Genomic DNA, 15584 nt, shown 5'->3' with positions numbered 1-15584 from the left:
CTCTACGGTGGTCAGCATGACCGATGAAGAGCTCATGAGGGCGGTGATCGCCCGCGGTTACGGTGGATCCGAGGTCCTCGAGTCGGTGACGGTCCGTCGGCCGGAACCCGGCCCCGGGCAGGTGCGGATCCGGGTCGAGGCCGCGACCGTCAATCCCGTCGACCTGGTCACCCGTTCCGGCGTGCTCGTCGAAGCGGGGCTGATGGCCGCCCGCGAGCAGACGGGCATCGGCTGGGACGTCGCGGGCGTGGTCGACCGGATCGGAGCGGGAGTGACCGCGTTCGCGCCGGGGCAGCGGGTGATCGGGCTGCGTGACCTGCTCGACGTGTCGCTGGGCGCTTACGCCGAATACCTGGTCCTCGATGCCGCAGCAGTCGCGCCCGCCCCGCCCGGTGTTCCGGCCGAGGCCGCCGCGACGCTGCCGCTGAACGGCCTCACCGCCCTGCAGTCCCTCGACCTGCTCGCTCTCGCCGCCGGCGACACCGTGCTGGTGACCGGGGCGGCCGGCGCGGTCGGTGGCTTCGCTGTGGAGCTGGCCGCGCGACGCGGGCTGCGGGTCCTCGCCCAGGTCCGCTCTGCCGACGAAAAGTTCATTCGGAGTCTCGGCGCGGAACGGATCGTCGGTCATGACACCGCCGACCTGGCGCACGAGGTCCGGCGCCTGGTGCCGGGCGGCGTCGACGGTGCACTCGACACGGCAGGACTCGGAATCCGCGCCTTGGCCGCCGTCCGCACCCGAGGTGCCTACGTCACGGTGGTCGGCGGTTCGGCCCCGCCCCCGCTGCGCGGCATCCGGGTCCACCAGCAGTGGATCAGTGCCGACGGGGCCGCCCTGGCCGAGCTCGCCGCCATGGATCTGACCCTGCGGGTCGCCGACATCCTCCTCTTCGAGTGCGCGGCCGAGGCCCACGACCGCCTCGCGGCCGGCGGCACACGCGGCCGCCTGGTACTGGTCCCGTCCGAAGCCTGAGCCGACCCGGCACCGGACTCCCGGGCCCCGGCCTGATGGCCCGCGCGTTCGCCACGGTCCGCGACCTGACCTCGCCCCGCGACCTGGTGCTGCGCGAGGCGAACATGCAGGAGCTGCGCGAACGCCTGCGCACCGGCGAGCTCGACATCGTCCCCCATCCCCGCCGTCACCGCGATGCCCCGCTTCGAACACCGCGTCATCGACGTCGAACCCGTCGGCCGCTCGAGGATGCGTCGCCGAACCGATCAACGGCGACACGGTAGACACCTCCGCGCGCCGACCGAGTCGCACGACGTTGGACCGCCGGGGCGCCTCGGATTCCGGCCCCCGACATCAGGGCTGAACACCGGGGACCGCGCTACCAGCGGGACCACCCGGTAGCGACCCGAGGAGTGGCTGCCACGGACGACGAAGCCGACCAGGGCGATCCCATGGGCGACCGACCCGACGGCGAGGGCGAATCCGCCGGATCCGCCGACCCGCCGACCGCCGGCACCCGCCGCGCCGGGCGGCTGGTGGCCCCCGACGAAGGCACCCGGTCCGACACGGAGAAGGACCTCGTCGCGTCCGACGTGGGCATCGACGGCGGCGCGGCCGGGGCCGAGGAAGCCGCTGTGCACATCGTCCCTGACGAACCGGACGGGGCCACCACGTAGCACCACGAGAGGGCCGCCGACGCGTCGCGCGCCACGGTGCCCCGAGCAGCGGCGGCCGGCGCGCACGGCTCGCCGTCCCGGGTCACGCTGGTACGGCAGGAGGCCGGCCGTGAACCCCCGAGCACAGCCGGCCCCTGACCCGGCATCGACCGGGTTCCTCGTGCGACCGGCGTCTCAGCCCAGCCAGTCCGCGGCGTCGCCGCCGTCCCGCGTCTGCTGTTCTGCGGCGATCTCCCGGTCGAGTTCGAGCAGAACGTTCAAGGCCGCCGCGGCCGCGGACGCCGCGCCCGTCGCCTCGGTCGCGGCCTGGTGGGCACCCTGCTGGTCACCGTTCTTCCAGCAGTCGAGTGCCTCGGCGGCGAAGTCCCGCAGCTCGATGAGTCTGGTGTCCGCCGTGATCGGCGCAGGCATGTCCTCTGGGGTCGCGGTCATCCCGCCATCGTCGGACAGCGCCACCCGCAAACCAAGATCATCAGTCTTGGCTCGTCCGCGCCGCGGTCAGGCGTCGGTCCGCTGGCGGGTGCGGCGGTTTTGCGACCGCTCTCCGATCGAGTCCTGGTCCAGGCATCCTCGCGGCGCAGGCGCTGACCGGCCGGGCGAGCTGTGTCACGGCGGCAGGTAGAGGGTGGTGCTGGGCGAGGTCCGGTACGCGTCGCGGTAGTGGGCGGCGAAATGCCCCGGGTGGGCGAAGCCCCAGCGCACCGCGATCTCGGTGACGGTCGTGGTGCGGGGGTCGGCGGCCAGCAGATCGCGGTGCGCGGCGTCCAGGCGGACCCGGCGCAGGTGGGCGAGCGGGGTCGTGTCCAGGTGGCGGCGGTGCCGGCCAACAAGGGGCTGGCCGCGGCACGCGGGTTGTCCGGGAGGCGGTCGACGTAGGCAGCGGTGTCGCGCCACAGTCCCGCCGCCGCCTCGTCGACCGGCCCGCGGGCGAGGAGCCGCCACGGTCTGGCGGCGGCCTCCGGCGGCAGCGCGGCCGCCTCGGCAACCAGGGAGGCCGGCAGCATCAGGACCGACACCGACAGATCCCTCGTGGTGCACCGGTAGGTCTGCCCGGGCCCGATGGCCGCCAGGACATCACCGGGGCCGTACCGCTCGACGCCCTGGCGCGCTTCGGCCTCCAGCGACCCGCCGCGGATCACCTCCAGGGCGAACAGGTCGCCGGGGCCGATGACGCCGCTGAGCTCGGGCCTCGTCGTGACCTCGGCGAGCGCCATCGGCCCGGCGGCGCGCTGCCGGAAGGAGTGGATCGGCCCGCCGGTCGGCGGCCCGACCACCCGGATGTGCGGTGCCTCCCCGTAGGCCCGCGTCATGAACGTGCTCGCCTCGTCGGGATCTGCGGTCTCGAACATCAGCGGCGTGCCCGCAGGGCTGCTCATGTCGGCCCCCCGGTTGCGGCGCCGGGCACCCTGCCGGTGGAGCGGGCTTCCGGTGCCCAGTCGACGGCGTCCGCGACGGACGCGGACCGCGTCACCGCCATCTGCTGCAGCACCGAGACCTCCTCCCAGCACGCGACCTGCTGCCAGGGCCGCACGCCGAGGCCCGGATCAGCGCGTACTTCGACGCCACGCCCGCACTGCCCACCCGGCGAAAGCGAACCGACCGCGCCGCCCGTGGCTCTGCCATCTGCCCTCCCGCCGGGGCGCGTGGCGCCGCCCGCGCCGGGTAGACGACGTGCGGTCGGGGAGGAACGGAAGGAGAGCCGACATCATGACCACCGAATCCGCGGTGACAGTGCCGCTGCCTCCGGCACCACCCTTCCCGAAGCGGCCCCGGCCCCGGCCGGCACCGCTGCTGCCCGACCTGCCACCGCGCCGAGGGTGTGAAGCCCCGCCGATCCGGATGACAGGTGCCGCACATCCTGAAGGATGACCCACTATGCCCCGCATGCAGGCCGATCCCCTGGGCGTCTACTTGAACGACCACCTCACCGGGGCGTTCGCCGGCGCCGCGCTCGCCGACCGGATGGCCGGATCCCATCCCGACAGCCGCCGCGTCGAACTGCGCCGTCTCGCCCGCGACATCGAGCGCGACCGCGACTTCCTCGTGCGGACCATGCGCGCCCTGGGCGTGCCCGTGCACCGCTACCGCACCTGGCTCGGCCTGGCCGGCGAGCGCCTCGGCCGGCTCAAGCCCAATGGAACGCTTGTGCGCCGCTCCCCGCTCAGCGACCTCATCGAGCTGGAGGCCCTGCGGAGCGGCGTCGAGGGCAAGGCCGCCCTCTGGCGGGCCCTGAGCACCCTCGCGGACGCGGATCCCCGTGTCGACGCCGAAGAGTTGAAGCGCATGGGCGATCGGGCCGCCGAGCAGTCCCGCACGCTGGAGGGCTGGCACCGCCAGGTCAGCGGGGCCGTCCTCGCGGACCGTCCGGCCGTGCATGCCCGTCGCTGACCGGTCCGCTGCGACGGTCCCCGGAGGAGACGACGATGCTCAAGATTCTCTACAAGCCGTTCGGTCTGCTGTTCGGCGCGCTCGGCGGAGTCGTGGCCGGCGCCGTGTTCAAGCGGCTGTGGGCTGTTCTCGGCCATGAGGACGAGGCGCCCCAGGCCACCGACCAGGACCGCACCTGGCGTGAGGTGCTGCTGGCCGCCGCTCTGCAGGGAGCGGTCTTCGCGCTGGTCAAGGCGGTGATCGACCGCGGCGGCGCGACCGGCGTCCGCCGGCTGACCGGCACATGGCCCGACTGACGTCCGCCCTGCTCGCCCGGGGCGGACGAGTGGGGACCGGCAGGCCGGGTAGCCGCGTTCGTCGTCGGACGTCGCGTTCCGGCGTGTCGTGCGGGGGGAGAGACGAGGTTCCGCTGTGAAAGCCGTTGTGTTCCAGGGTCCGTTCGACGTCGCCGTGCAGGAGGTCGAGGATCCGCGTGTCGAGAAGCCGCTGGATGCGGTGGTCCGGGTGACCACGGCGAACATCTGCGGGTCCGACCTGCACCCCTACGAGGGGCGGGCTCCCCTGGACGAGGGCATGGTCATGGGCCACGAGAACACCGGGATCGTCGAAGAGGTCGGTTCCGCCGTGGAGCGGATCCGGGTCGGCGACCGGGTGTCCGTCCCGTTCAACATCGGCTGCGGGACGTGCCGCAACTGCACCGCCGGATCCACCCAGGCGTGCCTGCGCGCCAACCCCAGCGGGAAGCCGACGGCCGGGTACGGATACCCGCAGATGGGCCCTTACCGAGGTGGGCAGGCCGAGCTCCTGCGCGTCCCGTGGGCCGACTTCAACCTGCTGCGGCTGCCGCCGGGTGACGAGCACGAGCAGGACTTCGCCATGTTGTCGGACATCTTCCCGACCGGCTACCACGGGGCGGAGCTCGCCGGTGTGGTCCCGGGGTCGACGGTGGTCGTCCAGGGCGCCGGTCCGGTGGGGCTGATGGCCGCCCACAGCGCGGTGCTGCGCGGCGCGGCGCGGGTCTTCGTCGTCGACAAGGAGGCGGACCGCCTGGAGCTGGCCCGACAGCTCGGCGCCGAGCCGCTCGACTTCTCCGACACCGACCCCGTCGAGGCGGTCATGGACGCCACCGACGGGGCGGGCGTGGACTGTGGCATCGAGGCCGTCGGCTACCAGGCCCACGACGCCGCCGGCCATGAGCACCCCGAGATGACTCTCGACCGCCTGGTGGCCGTCGTCCGCTCCACCGGGCGGATCGGCGTCGTCGGCGTGTACGTCCCGGAGGACCCCGGGGCGTCCGACCCGAACGCCCAACAGGGCAGGATCGCCTTCGACTACGGCACCGTGTTCGACAAGAACCTCACGCTCGGCCACGGCCAGTGCCCGGTGAAGCGCTACAACCGGCACCTGCGGGACCTGATCGTCGCCGGCCGGGCCACCCCCGGCGCGATCACCTCGCACGAACTCCCCCTCGCGGACGCGCCCCGGGCCTACGAACAGTTCGACAAGCGCGTGGACGGTTGGACCAAGGTCCTGCTGCACCCGCAGGCCGCCTGACACAACCTTCGCCGCGGTCCGCAGCCCCACCGTTTGCGGGCCGCGACGACCGGCCAGACGCGGGACGGGGAATCCGTGGTCAGGAGGTCGCGCATGCGACGGGCAGCGATGAACGGCCGAGCCGATGTTCTGCGGTTCGGCGTCGAGGAGGAGTTCCTCCTGGTCGATCCGGCCACCCGGCACACCGTGCCCCGGGCCGACCTCGTGGTGCCGCACGCCGCCCGTGCGCTCGGTGGCCGGGCGCAGCACGAGTTCCTCGCCACCCAGGTCGAGGCGTGCACCCGTCCGGTCACCACCGCCGCCGACCTGCGAGCCGAGCTGGCCTGCGCTCGCCGGGTCATGGTCGAAGCGGCAGAGGAGGCCGGATGCCTGCTGGTGGCCACCGGCACCGCGGTCCTCCCGAGCGACCATCCACTTCCGCTCACCCCCAACGACCGCTACCGGCACGTGGCCGCACACGTGGAAGGCGCCGCCGACCAGCTGGGCGCAGAGCTCTGCGGCTGCCACGTCCACGTGGGTGACCTGAGCCGTGCCGACGCGCTGGCGATCAGTGCCCACCTTCGTCCGTGGCTCCCCGCTCTGCAGGCGCTGTGCGTCAACTCACCGTTCTGCGAGGGCCGGGACGTCGGCGCGGCCAGCAGTCGCGCCGGCCGCTACCTGGCGTGGCCCACCTGCGGGCCCGCACCGGTCCTGGACCTGGAGGGGTACGAGCGGACGATGCGGCAGCTGACCGACGACCGCGTGATCCTCGACCGGCGGATGCTGTACTGGTACGCGCGGCCGTCCGAGCACCTGCCCACCTTGGAGGTGAGGGTGGCCGACACCAACGCGGACGCCGAGACCCCGCTCCTGCTGGCCGTCCTGCTCCGCGCACTGGCGCGCACCTTCCTCGACTCCCACCGCCGCGGCGGCTCGCCGGCGCCGACGGCCTCGGTGGTGCTGCGCGAAGCCCACCGGCAGGCCGCGCTCGGCGGGCTGGCCGGCGTGGGTACGGACCCGGCCACCGGGCGCCGCGTGGCGATGCGCGGTCTCGTCGCCGCCCTGCTCGAACTCGCCGCGCCCGCACTGGACATGGCCGGCGACCTGGACACCGCCCGCGCGCTCGTCCGTCGCCGGCTGACCCGCGGCACCGGCGCGGACCGGCAGCGGGCCGTGTTCGACCGCCGCCGGTCGCTGACCGACGTGGTCGACGACCTCGCCCGACTCACCGCCCGGGGCGCGACCGCTGTTCCGCACCTCGGCCCGGTCGCCACCCGGAGCAGCGTCGAGAGCATCGTCGCCGCGTGGTGAACGGCCCGCCGCAGGCGTTTCCTCCCGACTGTGCCGCGTAGACGCTCGGCATGGAGCAGCCCCAGGCGCCGGTGCTCGAAGCCCTCGCGGTCTTCGGCGCCCACCCGCGTGTCCCCGGGTCCTGCGTGTTCTGCGCGGACATGCCGACCACCCACGGCCGGGCCGGGTAGAGGCGATGCCGCACCGCGCCGGACCGGCCGGCCGCAGGGACGGGCCCGCCCCGCACGGACCGGAGCGGGCCGAGGTCCTGACGCGTCAGATCACTGCGGCGCTGGCCGCCGCCGGGCACACGGTGGCCGTGGCCGAGTCGTTGACCGCCGGGCGTCTCGCGGCCGCGATGGCTGATGCGCCCGGCGCGGGGGAGACGTTCCTGGGCGGGGTCGTCGCCTACGCCACCGAGGTCAAGGAAACCGTCCTCGGCGTCGACACCGTCCTCCTCGCGGCAACCGGTGCCGTGCACCCCGACGTGGCCGTCCAGATGGCCCAGGGCGTCCGGGACTCCCTGGGCGCGACCTACGGGCCTCGCCACCACCGGAGTCGCCGGACCCGGGCGGCAGGACGGTCGAGTGCCCGGCACCGTGGCCGGCCCCCGGGGCAGTCGTGCGGCAGCCCCGGCCCTGCACGGCCACGGGTGTCGGCGTACAGGTGAAAGTGCTCAGCCACGTACGGGTGAATGTGCCCAGTTCTTGAGGTGTTGAGGGGTGATGCCCGGCACTTCACCGGCAGGTCGGCGCCGTGACCGCAGTGGCCGCTGCCGAGGGCGAGCAAGACGTCGTCCAGCCGGGCGCTCCATCCAGGCACCAGCGGGACTCGTAGGGCCTTCAGCGGGCTTCGACCGCATCGTGCCTCGCCGACCGGCAGGTTCATCGTGGCGGCCACGGACTGGAGACGCCCCAGGGCGTAGCCGAACCGCACGTCCATGGTGACCTGGCGCCCCTTCGACGGCTCGGCCCTGCTAGATGCAGGGCACTGGCTGAGCCGACAAGCAGCTGCGGAGCCGAGTAGGGCCGGACCAACACAGAGCAGAGGGGCGCGAGTTATTTCTACGCGCGAGAGATTTCCTCGCGCGGAAAATCTCCACGCGCGGGAGATTTCTGTGGTTGACTGTCCGTCAAGAGCTCGCCACGAAAGGTGGTTTCATGGCATCCGTCGTTGCCCAGACCGTCATCCCGGCCCAGATCGGGACCCCCGACGGTGTCGAGAAGTACTACGCGCAGATCCCGGTCGGAGAGCTGCTGGTCGACGAGGCCATGGACTCCCAGCGCCTCTTCGCGACCAACACCGGCGAGGACGCCGGGCCCGCCGCGCAGCGCAAGAAGGACGCCGCCTGGACGTCCAAGCTCTTCAAGATGTGGGACCCCTTTGCGCTGCTGCCCGCGATCGTCTCGCTGCGTCCTGACGGGAAGTACTACCTCCTCGACGGCCAGCACTCCACCGAGGTCGCGGTCATGAAGGAGGGAAAGGACTTCCTGCGGGACTGCATGGTCTACAAGGGCCTCACGCCCGAGCAGGAGGCGAAGCTCTTCCTCGCCGCGAACAGGGACCGGAAGGCAGTGAAGCCCTTCGATATCTTCCGGGTCTCGATCACCGCTGGCGACCCCCGCAACACCCGGATCCTCACCGAGGTCGAAAGCCTCAACCTCGGGATCTCCGGCAGCACTTCGGCCAACAAGATCGGCGCGGTGCAGGCCCTCACCGCGCTGGCGGTGATGGACGAGAAGCACGCCGCCCACGACGACCAGAGGGGCCTGATCTACCCCCTCGCGCTTCCGGAGGGTCGATCCCCGCTGATCCCGCAGGTGCTCCAGGTAGTCGAGGATGCCTGGGGTCGCACCCCGGCGACCTGGGAAGGGATGATGCTGCGGGCCGTCGGGATGGTCCTGGACCGCAACCCCGGCGCCCAGCTCGACCGGCTCAGCTCGAAGCTCGCCGGCCACGGCAAGAAGAAGCCGCTCACGGTCGCGCAGTGGAAGGAGACCTCCATCTCCGGCACTGTCGGCGGCGGCGGCTCGTCCTCCCGCTCCATGCCCCTCGCGAAGATCATCGTCGCCGCGTACAACGACGGCCTGGAAGACCCGACGGACTTCCTGTCTACCCCTGGCCGTCCCGGCTGAGTCTGACCGGCGGCCACCAGGCCATCGTCGAAGGACAGCCGCAAGACGACCTGATCAGCCCGTCACCAATGCTTGCGCTGCTCGTTCAAGCGAGTGCCGCGACATCTCGTCGCGGCGTCGAGCACGGGATCCAGCCGGGTGCCGTGGGACGGACCCCTGGGGGGATCATGGCCGCGAAGAAGAAGCCGACAACCGAGGCCCAAACGGGCTGGCGGAAGATCCTCCACCAGGCGGGCAAGCGCTGGAAGGCCGTGGCTGACGGGCTGGCGCTGGCCAACCGGATCGCCACAAAGGTGAACGCCGCCCTGGCGGACTGCCGGAAGATCGCTGCCGAGTGGAACAGGGTCAAGACGGCCTTCTCCGACGCCTTCGCCCCGGATACGGCCTGACCGAGCCGCCAACGCGAACGGCCTGGTACCACCGTGACGGTGGGGCCCGGCCGTTCGCCGTGCAGCTGCCTGGCCCGGCTACCTCAGCAACCGCTGCCAGGCGTCGACGGGCGCCTTGCACGCCCCTCGCCGGAAACCTGCGGCACCAGCACCGTCGGGGCCGCCCAGTTGTTCAGCCACTCTCACACGTCCCGATGCGCAACCAGGTACACCGGAACGTGCCCAGTAGTGGGGCGGCGGCATGATGCCGGTGGATCGCGTGGCCTGTGGCCGCAACTGAGATCATGAACCCATGCCCGCGGAATCGAACCTGTTGTCAGACATGTGGCCGCTCGCGCCAGCCAGCGCGACGGGCTGGCTGCTTGAGCTGTGCGGCGACGGTTTGACCGGGTTCATGCCGCCGGCGATGCCCGATGCGGCCTGGGTGCTCAACGCCATGTACGAGCACGAGCAGGGGCCGGGCGACGTATCGCACCACGAGTACCGCCAGGCACGTCCGGCGGACGGGAGCACCCCGCGCGACATCGTCGGGGGTATCGATCTCGACGCGGTGGGCGTCGCCACGGGAGGCGGCCTGGGCCGCGCAGAGCACCCAGGCCCCGGCTGGCGGCGGCTGCGCTGGGCGGAGCTCGCCCGACGGACCGGCGACCCCATCGTCCCCGACGGGCTGCTGCCCTGCTTCCGCTGCTTTCCCTCGGCCACGAAGAACGGCAGCTGGCCGCTGGGCATCGTCCCTCCCACCGAGGGGAGCCTGGACCGTGAGACCTGGATCCGGCTGATCGACATCCTCACCGCGCACAGCCCCGCGGGCCCGGACACCCGCTGCCTGGCCTACTACAACCCGCTGACGCTCAGGGCCGTCGACTTCGACAACCTCCATGTGCGGGCGGGGCGCCTCGGCGACGCCGGGATCCTCTACGACATGCCCGAGTCCGACCCGGTCGACTTCAGCCCCGCCAACCTCTGGGCCGAAGACCGCTCATGGGTCCTGTGCACCGACTACGACCTGTGGGCCACCAAGGTCGCCGGGCCTCCGGCCCTCATCGAGGCGCTGCTGAACGACACCGGTGTCGAGGCAGTACGGCTGCCCTGGGCAACCTGAGGGCGAACTGCACCAGCGCCCGTCCCCGCCCCGAGAAGCGAGCGCATTCACGTGTACCGGACTGGGCACGTTCACCTGTACGCCGACAACGGGCCCGAGGCCGTGCGGGCCGGCGCCCTGCTGGCTGCCCTGCAGTTGCTCCACGACGCCCTGCGGCCCTGACCTCGGCCCGTTCATCCGCCAACTCCGGCCACACGTCGGCGAGACGGCCGGTGCCCGGCGACGGGCCGTGGCGGCGAGCGGGGTTTCGCGGCGATCGGGCAGACGGGCCGTGTCCGGCGGGCGGCGCCGCGCAGACCGCGGAGGTGGGCATGGAGATCAGGAGCGACCGCATCGCGGACCCGTGGGGCCGGGCCGGCGGCCACGGCGGCCCAGCTCCTCCCCGCACCGGAAGGAGACGCTGCGTCTGCTGCTCCAACGGGAACACCTCCCACCGGCCGGCCGGTCCCGCGGCGGCGCCACCGGCCTCCACCCCGACGCTACGCCCGTGCTGCCCTTCGGGCGAAAGCTGGTGCCGACACGCCGGCGTTCTGCGCGATGATCATCCTTGATGAGGAGCCGCGCTGCGGTCGCTCCTCAACTCCGGTGTTCGGCGGGGCGGGTGTCGATCTCGGCCCAGACGGTCTTGCCCCACGGCTGCGGCGCCGCGCCCCACCGGTCTGAGGCCTGCTGCACGATGTACAGGCCGTGGCCACCGGGCACCTCGGGTCGGTGCGGTCGGCGCGGGGCTGGCAGGGCGGGCGAGTTGTCGCTGACCTCGATCCGCAGGCGGGTGGGGGTGGCGTCGAGGACGAGTTCGATCGGGCCGCCCGCATGGAGCACGGCGTTGGCGACGAGTTCCGCGACCAGCAGGACGACGTCGTCGGGCTCGGGCCAGGACCAGTCGGTGAGCGCGGTCAGGGTGAACGTCCTGGCCCGCGTGACGACCTTCTGCTGACCCACGAAGGGCAGCCGGCGGCGCTGCCCGGTGGCCGGCAGCGTCGGTGCGAAGGCGGCCGCCGAGGGGGCGAATGCCTGGTCGTCCAGGGTTTCCCGGCGAGTGTTCATGAACGGGCACCCCTTGGAGTCGACGCTGTCTGCCGGATCTGCTGCCCGGCCGGGCCCGGATCATTCCCGAACGCCCGCGCACGCGAAGTCATCGTCTGCTCCTACCGGGGAGCGGTGAGCGCGGACGCGGTGTCCGGGTGGAGCGAGAACACGGTGTCGGCGCCCGTCAGTTCCAGCAGTCGCAGGACAGTCGGGGAAGCACCCGCGAGGCGCAGCTCGGTACCGGCCGCGGTGGCGGCCATCCGGACCTTGAGCAGCATGTTGAGGCCCGAGGAGTCACAGAACCCGACCTGCTGGAGGTCGACGACCAGAACGTCGGGGCGGTCGCGGATCGCCTCGTCGAGTGCTGTCGCGGCCGGAGCGAGGGACTCGATGTCCAGGTCGCCCGCGAGTGCACAGACGGCGGCGCGGTCGTCGGCGGACTGCAGCCGGGCGGCCGACTCGACTGCGGAGTCGGTGAAGTCCGGCACGGTCGGCTCCTTGTCGTTCTGGGCTGGCATCGGCGTCCCTCCACGGGTGTCCTCGTGACCTTACGCAGACGGAGCCGGCGCGGCCAAGTCGCTGTCTGTGCGGTGCTCTCAGACCCCGTCGAGTCCTTGGCGCAGCTGTTCGAGCGCGCGGCTGAGCAGCCGGGAGACCTGCATCTGGGACAGGCCGATGCGGGCGCCGATCTGGGACTGGGTCAGGTCCTGGGTGAAGCGCATGGACAGGATGAGGCGGTCGCGTTCGGGCAGCGCGGCTATGAGGGGCTTGAGGGCGACGAGGTGCTCGACGAGGTCGAGCTGTCCGTCGGGGGCTCCGAGGCTGTCGGCGAGCGCACCGGGCCGTTCGCCGTCGCGGGATCCGGCCGTGTCGATGGAGTCGGTGCTGTGCGCGTTGGCGGCGGTGAGGCCTTCGATGATCTCGTCCTGCGGGAGTTGCAGGTGGTCGGCGAGTTCGGCGACGGTCGGGGCCCGGTCGAGGAGCTGGGACAGCGCGTCCTGGGCCTTGGCGAGGGTGATGCGCAGTTCCTGCAGGCGCCTGGGCACGTGGACGGCCCAGGTGGTGTCGCGGAAGTGGCGGCGGATCTCCCCCAGCACGGTGGGGATGGCGAAGGTGGCGAACTCCGCGCCGTGGTCGGGGTCGAAGCGGTCGATGGCCTTGATCAGGCCGACCGAGCCGACCTGGAGCAGGTCGTCGGTGGATTCCTGCTGCGAGCCGAAGCGCCGGATCACGTACCGGACCAGCGAGAGGTTGAGTTCGACCAGGGTGGAGCGCACGTACGAGTACTCCCGAGTGCCCTCCTCGAGAGTGGCGAGGCGGGCGAGGAGCACCTTGGTGAGCTCGCGGGCATCGGCCGGCGCGACCTGGCGAGGGTCCTCGACATCGGCCAGCTCGGGCAGGAGCGGCCGTACGGGTCGGGGCGCCGGGACCGCGGCGGTGCCGCTCCCCAGGGCGGGTGCCTGGCGGAGGAGTTCGTCACTGGTCGCGGCCACGTCGGTCCCTTCTTCGGCGGTTCGGTCCGTCCCCCGCTACCCGGGGTCCCGGTTTCCATGCGCCGGATCATTGTGAAGGTTCGGTGGACGGCCCGTCAGGGAGTGCGGGGTGGACCGAGATGCCGACCAGGCAGGTGTCGTCGTCGGTGTCCGCGTTGCTGTGGCGCAGGAGGTGGTCGAGGTGGGCTTCGAGGGAGTCGGTCCCGCCGTCCTGGGTGCGGGAGGTCTTCTCACTGAGCGCCAGGAGGGCCTGCAGCGAGGCTTGGACGGACTGGTCCCGACGCTCGATGAGGCCGTCGGTGAACATCACCAAGGTGTCGCCGGGGACGAGGTCGACGTGGTCCTCCTCGTAGTCGGCGTGGTCCAGTGCTCCCAGCAGGATGCCGCCCGGCTGGGGCAGGGTGCTCGCACGGCCGTCGCGCAGCAGGACGGGCGGCAGGTGTCCGGCGCGGGCCCAGCGCAGGCGTCGCGTCGTGGGGTGGTAGAGGGCGCAGACGGCGGTGGCGGTGACGTTGTCGGTGAGGTGGTGGGTGACGCTGTTGAGCCAGGTGAGCAGTTGGGCGGGGCCGGCGCCGGTGGCGGCCAGGCCGCGCAGGGCGTTGCGGAGGGCGACCATGCCGGTGGCGGCCTCGATGCCGTGCCCGGCGACGTCGCCGACGCACAGCAGGATCTCGCCGGAGGGCAGGGCGAGGGTGTCGTACCAGTCGCCGCCGACCAGGTGGTCCTTCTCGGCGGGCCGGTAGCGGACCGCGACCTTCAGGTCGTGCAGGGTGAGGGGACCCCGGGCGGGCGGCATGATGGCGTGCTGGAGCTGCAGGGCGAGGCGGTTGCGTTCGGCGGCCTGCTGCTCGGTGTGGGCGAGTTGGTCGCGGGTCGCGGCGAGGGCGACCTCGGTCCAGTGCTGGGCCGAGATGTCCTGGTAGGCGCCCCGGACGGTGACCACCGCGGCGTCGTGGTCGTGGACCGGTTCGGCGACGACGCGGATGTGCCGGGCGACGCCGTCGGGGCGTTGCAGGCGGAACGCCGTGGAGGCCGGGCGGTGGTGGTGCAGCAGGGTGCGAAGGAACCGGTCGATGGCGGGCCGGTCGTCGGGGTGGGCGTGGTCGGGGAGCCGCAGCAGGGCGATCGGCTGCGCGGTGGGCGGCAGGCCGTGCAGGTCGTAGAGGGTGTCGTTCCACGCGATGTGGCCGCTGTGGAGGTGCTCCTCGAAGCCGCCGATCCGGCCCAGGCGTTGCGCGTGCTGGAGGAGTCGGGCGACGCGCGGGGTGCCGTCGTCGAGTCGCCAGATCACCACGACGTGCCGCCCGTGCCGGTTGATGCTGACCTGGGCCCGGGCGTGGAGGGCGACGCCGTCGACGGTCGCGGCGAGGCGCATGTCGGTCGTGCGGAACGGCTCGCCGGTGGCGAAGACGTGCTCGATCTTCTCGGCCAGGCCGCCGGCCTCCGCGGCGAGCGGGTAGGCCTCCAGCAGGCGGGCGCCGGCGACGGCGCTGGTGGGCCGGCCGGCGAAGTCGACGAAGGCGGGGTTGACGTGCCGGACGGCGAACTCCAGCGGCAGCTCGGCCCGGCCGGGCGCGAGGCGGAGGACCAGGCAGGGGTCGAGGATGCCGTCGGTCAGCCGCTGGAGGTCCTCGAACTCCCGGTCCGCCTCCTCCCCCGTGCCGGGCCCGGTTCCGGTCTCCAGGGTGATGGCGCACAGTTCCGCGAGAGCCTCGAACTGGCGCCGCAGGGGCTGGGACTGTTCGGGCAGCAGGGTCGCCCAGCAGATCTCCAGCACGCCGATCAGCCGGCCGCCGGTCCCGGCGGGCACGACGATCCGCCCGCCGGTGAACTCGTGCTGGCCGATGGTCGGCAGGCCCGCCTGGGCGAGCGTCGGGTAGGCGACGGTCTCGCGCTCGTCGAGCGCCCGGCGGGCGGGGGTGGACACCCCGGGCGGTACCTGCCGCCAGCGGCGGGCCTCCGCCTCGCCGAAGCCCGCGCTGCCCTCCAGGGTCATCGACTGGTCCGTGTGGGCGGCCCAGATCGCGACGGCGACGGCCCCGAGGGGGCGCAGCGCGGTCGCGAGCATCGAGCCGGCGACCGATTCGCTGTCGCCGGCGGCCAGGCTGTGCGCCTCGGCGGCGCGCAGCCGCAGCGCCGGGCCGTCGGCCCGCGCGGCGGAGCCGGCGACGAAGTCGCGGGCGATGGCGGAGATCTGGTCGGCGGCCACCTGGTTGACCAGGTCGGCGGCGAACTCCAGGACGGGCACGTCGGCCTGCTCGGCCAGGACGGCGAGCTGGGCGGCGGCCTGGGTGGGGCTGCAGCCCAGCCGTTCGATCAGGACTCCGGCGGCCATCTCTATCAGTGAGCGGCCGGCGGCGTCCTGGCGGGCCAGCGCGAGTTCGTTGCGCAGGTTGTCCACCGTGGCGGCGAGCCGGGTGACCGCGGCGGGGCCGGCCGGGACGGCGGCGCCGCGGTCGTCCCCGTGGTCGCGCTGGGGCACGACGGCGGGCGCCGCGGGTGCGGGGGCCGCCGCCTCGGGGGCGGGGGTCACCGCCGCGGGACGGCTCGTGGTCGGATCGAGGGATTCGTGCACACCGGTCTCCTGACGGGACGTGAG

General features: G+C 72.9%; 17 protein-coding genes and 1 pseudogene. 12 read left to right on the top strand and 6 right to left on the bottom strand.

From position 1 onward, the window contains the following. The first annotated feature begins 16 nt into the window (after window positions 1-16). The 3 genes and pseudogenes from ACGFX4_RS09495 to ACGFX4_RS09485 all read left to right on the top strand — a co-directional run. A complete protein-coding gene (locus ACGFX4_RS09495) occupies window positions 17-970 on the top strand; it encodes an NADP-dependent oxidoreductase (RefSeq protein WP_393071416.1) in 954 nt (317 codons plus the stop codon). Window positions 971-1005: 35 nt separating this feature from the next. Then, window positions 1006-1233 carry a hypothetical protein gene (locus ACGFX4_RS09490; protein WP_393071415.1) on the top strand — a complete coding sequence of 76 codons (228 nt, stop codon included), beginning with the start codon at window positions 1006-1008 and terminating at the stop codon, window positions 1231-1233. Window positions 1234-1374: 141 nt separating this feature from the next. After that, window positions 1375-1626: pseudogene (locus ACGFX4_RS09485) on the top strand (DUF5709 domain-containing protein); the annotation flags it as partial. A gap of 174 nt (window positions 1627-1800) precedes the next feature. On the opposite strand, the gene ACGFX4_RS09480 reads toward ACGFX4_RS09485, so the two are convergent. Together ACGFX4_RS09480 and ACGFX4_RS09475 are read right to left on the bottom strand one after the other, a co-directional pair. Continuing rightward, complete coding sequence (locus tag ACGFX4_RS09480) at window positions 1801-2058, bottom strand: hypothetical protein (protein ID WP_393071414.1); 258 nt, start codon at window positions 2056-2058, stop codon at window positions 1801-1803. A 174-nt stretch (window positions 2059-2232) separates the two neighbouring features. Then, the gene (locus ACGFX4_RS09475) at window positions 2233-2520 is read right to left on the bottom strand and encodes a helix-turn-helix domain-containing protein (RefSeq protein WP_393071413.1); all 288 of its coding nucleotides are present in this window, start codon (window positions 2518-2520) and stop codon (window positions 2233-2235) included. A 273-nt stretch (window positions 2521-2793) separates the two neighbouring features. Here ACGFX4_RS09475 and ACGFX4_RS09470 point away from each other — a divergent pair, with 273 nt between their 5' ends. The 9 genes from ACGFX4_RS09470 to ACGFX4_RS09430 all read left to right on the top strand — a co-directional run bounded on the left by ACGFX4_RS09470 (window position 2794) and on the right by ACGFX4_RS09430 (window position 10463). Continuing rightward, window positions 2794-2925: a hypothetical protein gene (locus ACGFX4_RS09470; protein WP_393071412.1), complete on the top strand. Its 132-nt coding sequence runs from the start codon at window positions 2794-2796 to the stop codon at window positions 2923-2925. 585 nt (window positions 2926-3510) lie between these two features. Continuing rightward, window positions 3511-4014, top strand: coding sequence for a hypothetical protein (locus tag ACGFX4_RS09465; protein ID WP_393071411.1), 504 nt, complete (start codon window positions 3511-3513; stop codon window positions 4012-4014). Window positions 4015-4049: 35 nt separating this feature from the next. After that, window positions 4050-4310: a DUF4235 domain-containing protein gene (locus ACGFX4_RS09460; protein WP_393071410.1), complete on the top strand. Its 261-nt coding sequence runs from the start codon at window positions 4050-4052 to the stop codon at window positions 4308-4310. 115 nt (window positions 4311-4425) lie between these two features. Then, a complete protein-coding gene (locus ACGFX4_RS09455) occupies window positions 4426-5568 on the top strand; it encodes a glutathione-independent formaldehyde dehydrogenase (RefSeq protein ID WP_393071409.1) in 1143 nt (380 codons plus the stop codon). A gap of 93 nt (window positions 5569-5661) precedes the next feature. Then, window positions 5662-6858: a YbdK family carboxylate-amine ligase gene (locus ACGFX4_RS09450; protein ID WP_393071408.1), complete on the top strand. Its 1197-nt coding sequence runs from the start codon at window positions 5662-5664 to the stop codon at window positions 6856-6858. A 175-nt stretch (window positions 6859-7033) separates the two neighbouring features. Next, window positions 7034-7507 (top strand): CinA family protein, encoded by a 474-nt coding sequence (locus ACGFX4_RS09445; protein WP_393071407.1) that lies wholly within the window; start codon window positions 7034-7036, stop codon window positions 7505-7507. 490 nt (window positions 7508-7997) lie between these two features. Continuing rightward, window positions 7998-8972: a DUF6551 family protein gene (locus ACGFX4_RS09440; RefSeq protein WP_393071406.1), complete on the top strand. Its 975-nt coding sequence runs from the start codon at window positions 7998-8000 to the stop codon at window positions 8970-8972. Window positions 8973-9139: 167 nt separating this feature from the next. Beyond that, window positions 9140-9361 (top strand): hypothetical protein, encoded by a 222-nt coding sequence (locus ACGFX4_RS09435; protein WP_393071405.1) that lies wholly within the window; start codon window positions 9140-9142, stop codon window positions 9359-9361. A 292-nt stretch (window positions 9362-9653) separates the two neighbouring features. After that, entirely contained in the window at window positions 9654-10463 is an 810-nt protein-coding gene (locus ACGFX4_RS09430; protein WP_393071404.1) for a hypothetical protein, read from the top strand. 576 nt (window positions 10464-11039) lie between these two features. Here the strand turns inward: ACGFX4_RS09430 and ACGFX4_RS09425 are convergent. The 4 genes from ACGFX4_RS09425 to ACGFX4_RS09410 all read right to left on the bottom strand — a co-directional run bounded on the left by ACGFX4_RS09425 (window position 11040) and on the right by ACGFX4_RS09410 (window position 15560). Continuing rightward, window positions 11040-11510, bottom strand: a complete 471-nt coding sequence (locus ACGFX4_RS09425) for an ATP-binding protein (RefSeq protein WP_393071403.1) — start codon at window positions 11508-11510, stop codon at window positions 11040-11042. A 101-nt stretch (window positions 11511-11611) separates the two neighbouring features. Then, entirely contained in the window at window positions 11612-12010 is a 399-nt protein-coding gene (locus ACGFX4_RS09420) for an STAS domain-containing protein (RefSeq protein WP_393071402.1), read from the bottom strand. A gap of 78 nt (window positions 12011-12088) precedes the next feature. Then, window positions 12089-12985: an RNA polymerase sigma factor SigF gene (locus tag ACGFX4_RS09415; protein ID WP_393071401.1), complete on the bottom strand. Its 897-nt coding sequence runs from the start codon at window positions 12983-12985 to the stop codon at window positions 12089-12091. A gap of 67 nt (window positions 12986-13052) precedes the next feature. After that, the gene (locus ACGFX4_RS09410; protein WP_393071400.1) at window positions 13053-15560 is read right to left on the bottom strand and encodes a PP2C family protein-serine/threonine phosphatase; all 2508 of its coding nucleotides are present in this window, start codon (window positions 15558-15560) and stop codon (window positions 13053-13055) included. Window positions 15561-15584 lie beyond the last annotated feature (24 nt).

The organism is Kitasatospora sp. NPDC048365 (genome assembly GCF_043200835.1).
Classification (GTDB): domain Bacteria; phylum Actinomycetota; class Actinomycetes; order Streptomycetales; family Streptomycetaceae; genus Kitasatospora; species Kitasatospora terrestris.
This window is presented reverse-complemented; position numbering and strand designations above follow the sequence as displayed.

Excerpts from the sequence above, each read along its gene's own strand:
- ACGFX4_RS09495 (WP_393071416.1), top strand. The coding sequence starts at position 17 with ATGACCGATGAAGAGCTCATGAGGGCGGTGATCGCCCGCGGTTACGGT.
- ACGFX4_RS09490 (WP_393071415.1), top strand. The coding sequence starts at position 1,006 with ATGGCCCGCGCGTTCGCCACGGTCCGCGACCTGACCTCGCCCCGCGAC.
- ACGFX4_RS09480 (WP_393071414.1), bottom strand. The coding sequence starts at position 2,058 with ATGACCGCGACCCCAGAGGACATGCCTGCGCCGATCACGGCGGACACC.
- ACGFX4_RS09470 (WP_393071412.1), top strand. The coding sequence starts at position 2,794 with ATGACGCCGCTGAGCTCGGGCCTCGTCGTGACCTCGGCGAGCGCCATC.
- ACGFX4_RS09465 (WP_393071411.1), top strand. The coding sequence starts at position 3,511 with ATGCAGGCCGATCCCCTGGGCGTCTACTTGAACGACCACCTCACCGGG.
- ACGFX4_RS09460 (WP_393071410.1), top strand. The coding sequence starts at position 4,050 with ATGCTCAAGATTCTCTACAAGCCGTTCGGTCTGCTGTTCGGCGCGCTC.
- ACGFX4_RS09450 (WP_393071408.1), top strand. The coding sequence starts at position 5,662 with ATGCGACGGGCAGCGATGAACGGCCGAGCCGATGTTCTGCGGTTCGGC.
- ACGFX4_RS09445 (WP_393071407.1), top strand. The coding sequence starts at position 7,034 with ATGCCGCACCGCGCCGGACCGGCCGGCCGCAGGGACGGGCCCGCCCCG.
- ACGFX4_RS09440 (WP_393071406.1), top strand. The coding sequence starts at position 7,998 with ATGGCATCCGTCGTTGCCCAGACCGTCATCCCGGCCCAGATCGGGACC.
- ACGFX4_RS09435 (WP_393071405.1), top strand. The coding sequence starts at position 9,140 with ATGGCCGCGAAGAAGAAGCCGACAACCGAGGCCCAAACGGGCTGGCGG.
- ACGFX4_RS09430 (WP_393071404.1), top strand. The coding sequence starts at position 9,654 with ATGCCCGCGGAATCGAACCTGTTGTCAGACATGTGGCCGCTCGCGCCA.
- ACGFX4_RS09425 (WP_393071403.1), bottom strand. The coding sequence starts at position 11,510 with ATGAACACTCGCCGGGAAACCCTGGACGACCAGGCATTCGCCCCCTCG.
- ACGFX4_RS09420 (WP_393071402.1), bottom strand. The coding sequence starts at position 12,010 with ATGCCAGCCCAGAACGACAAGGAGCCGACCGTGCCGGACTTCACCGAC.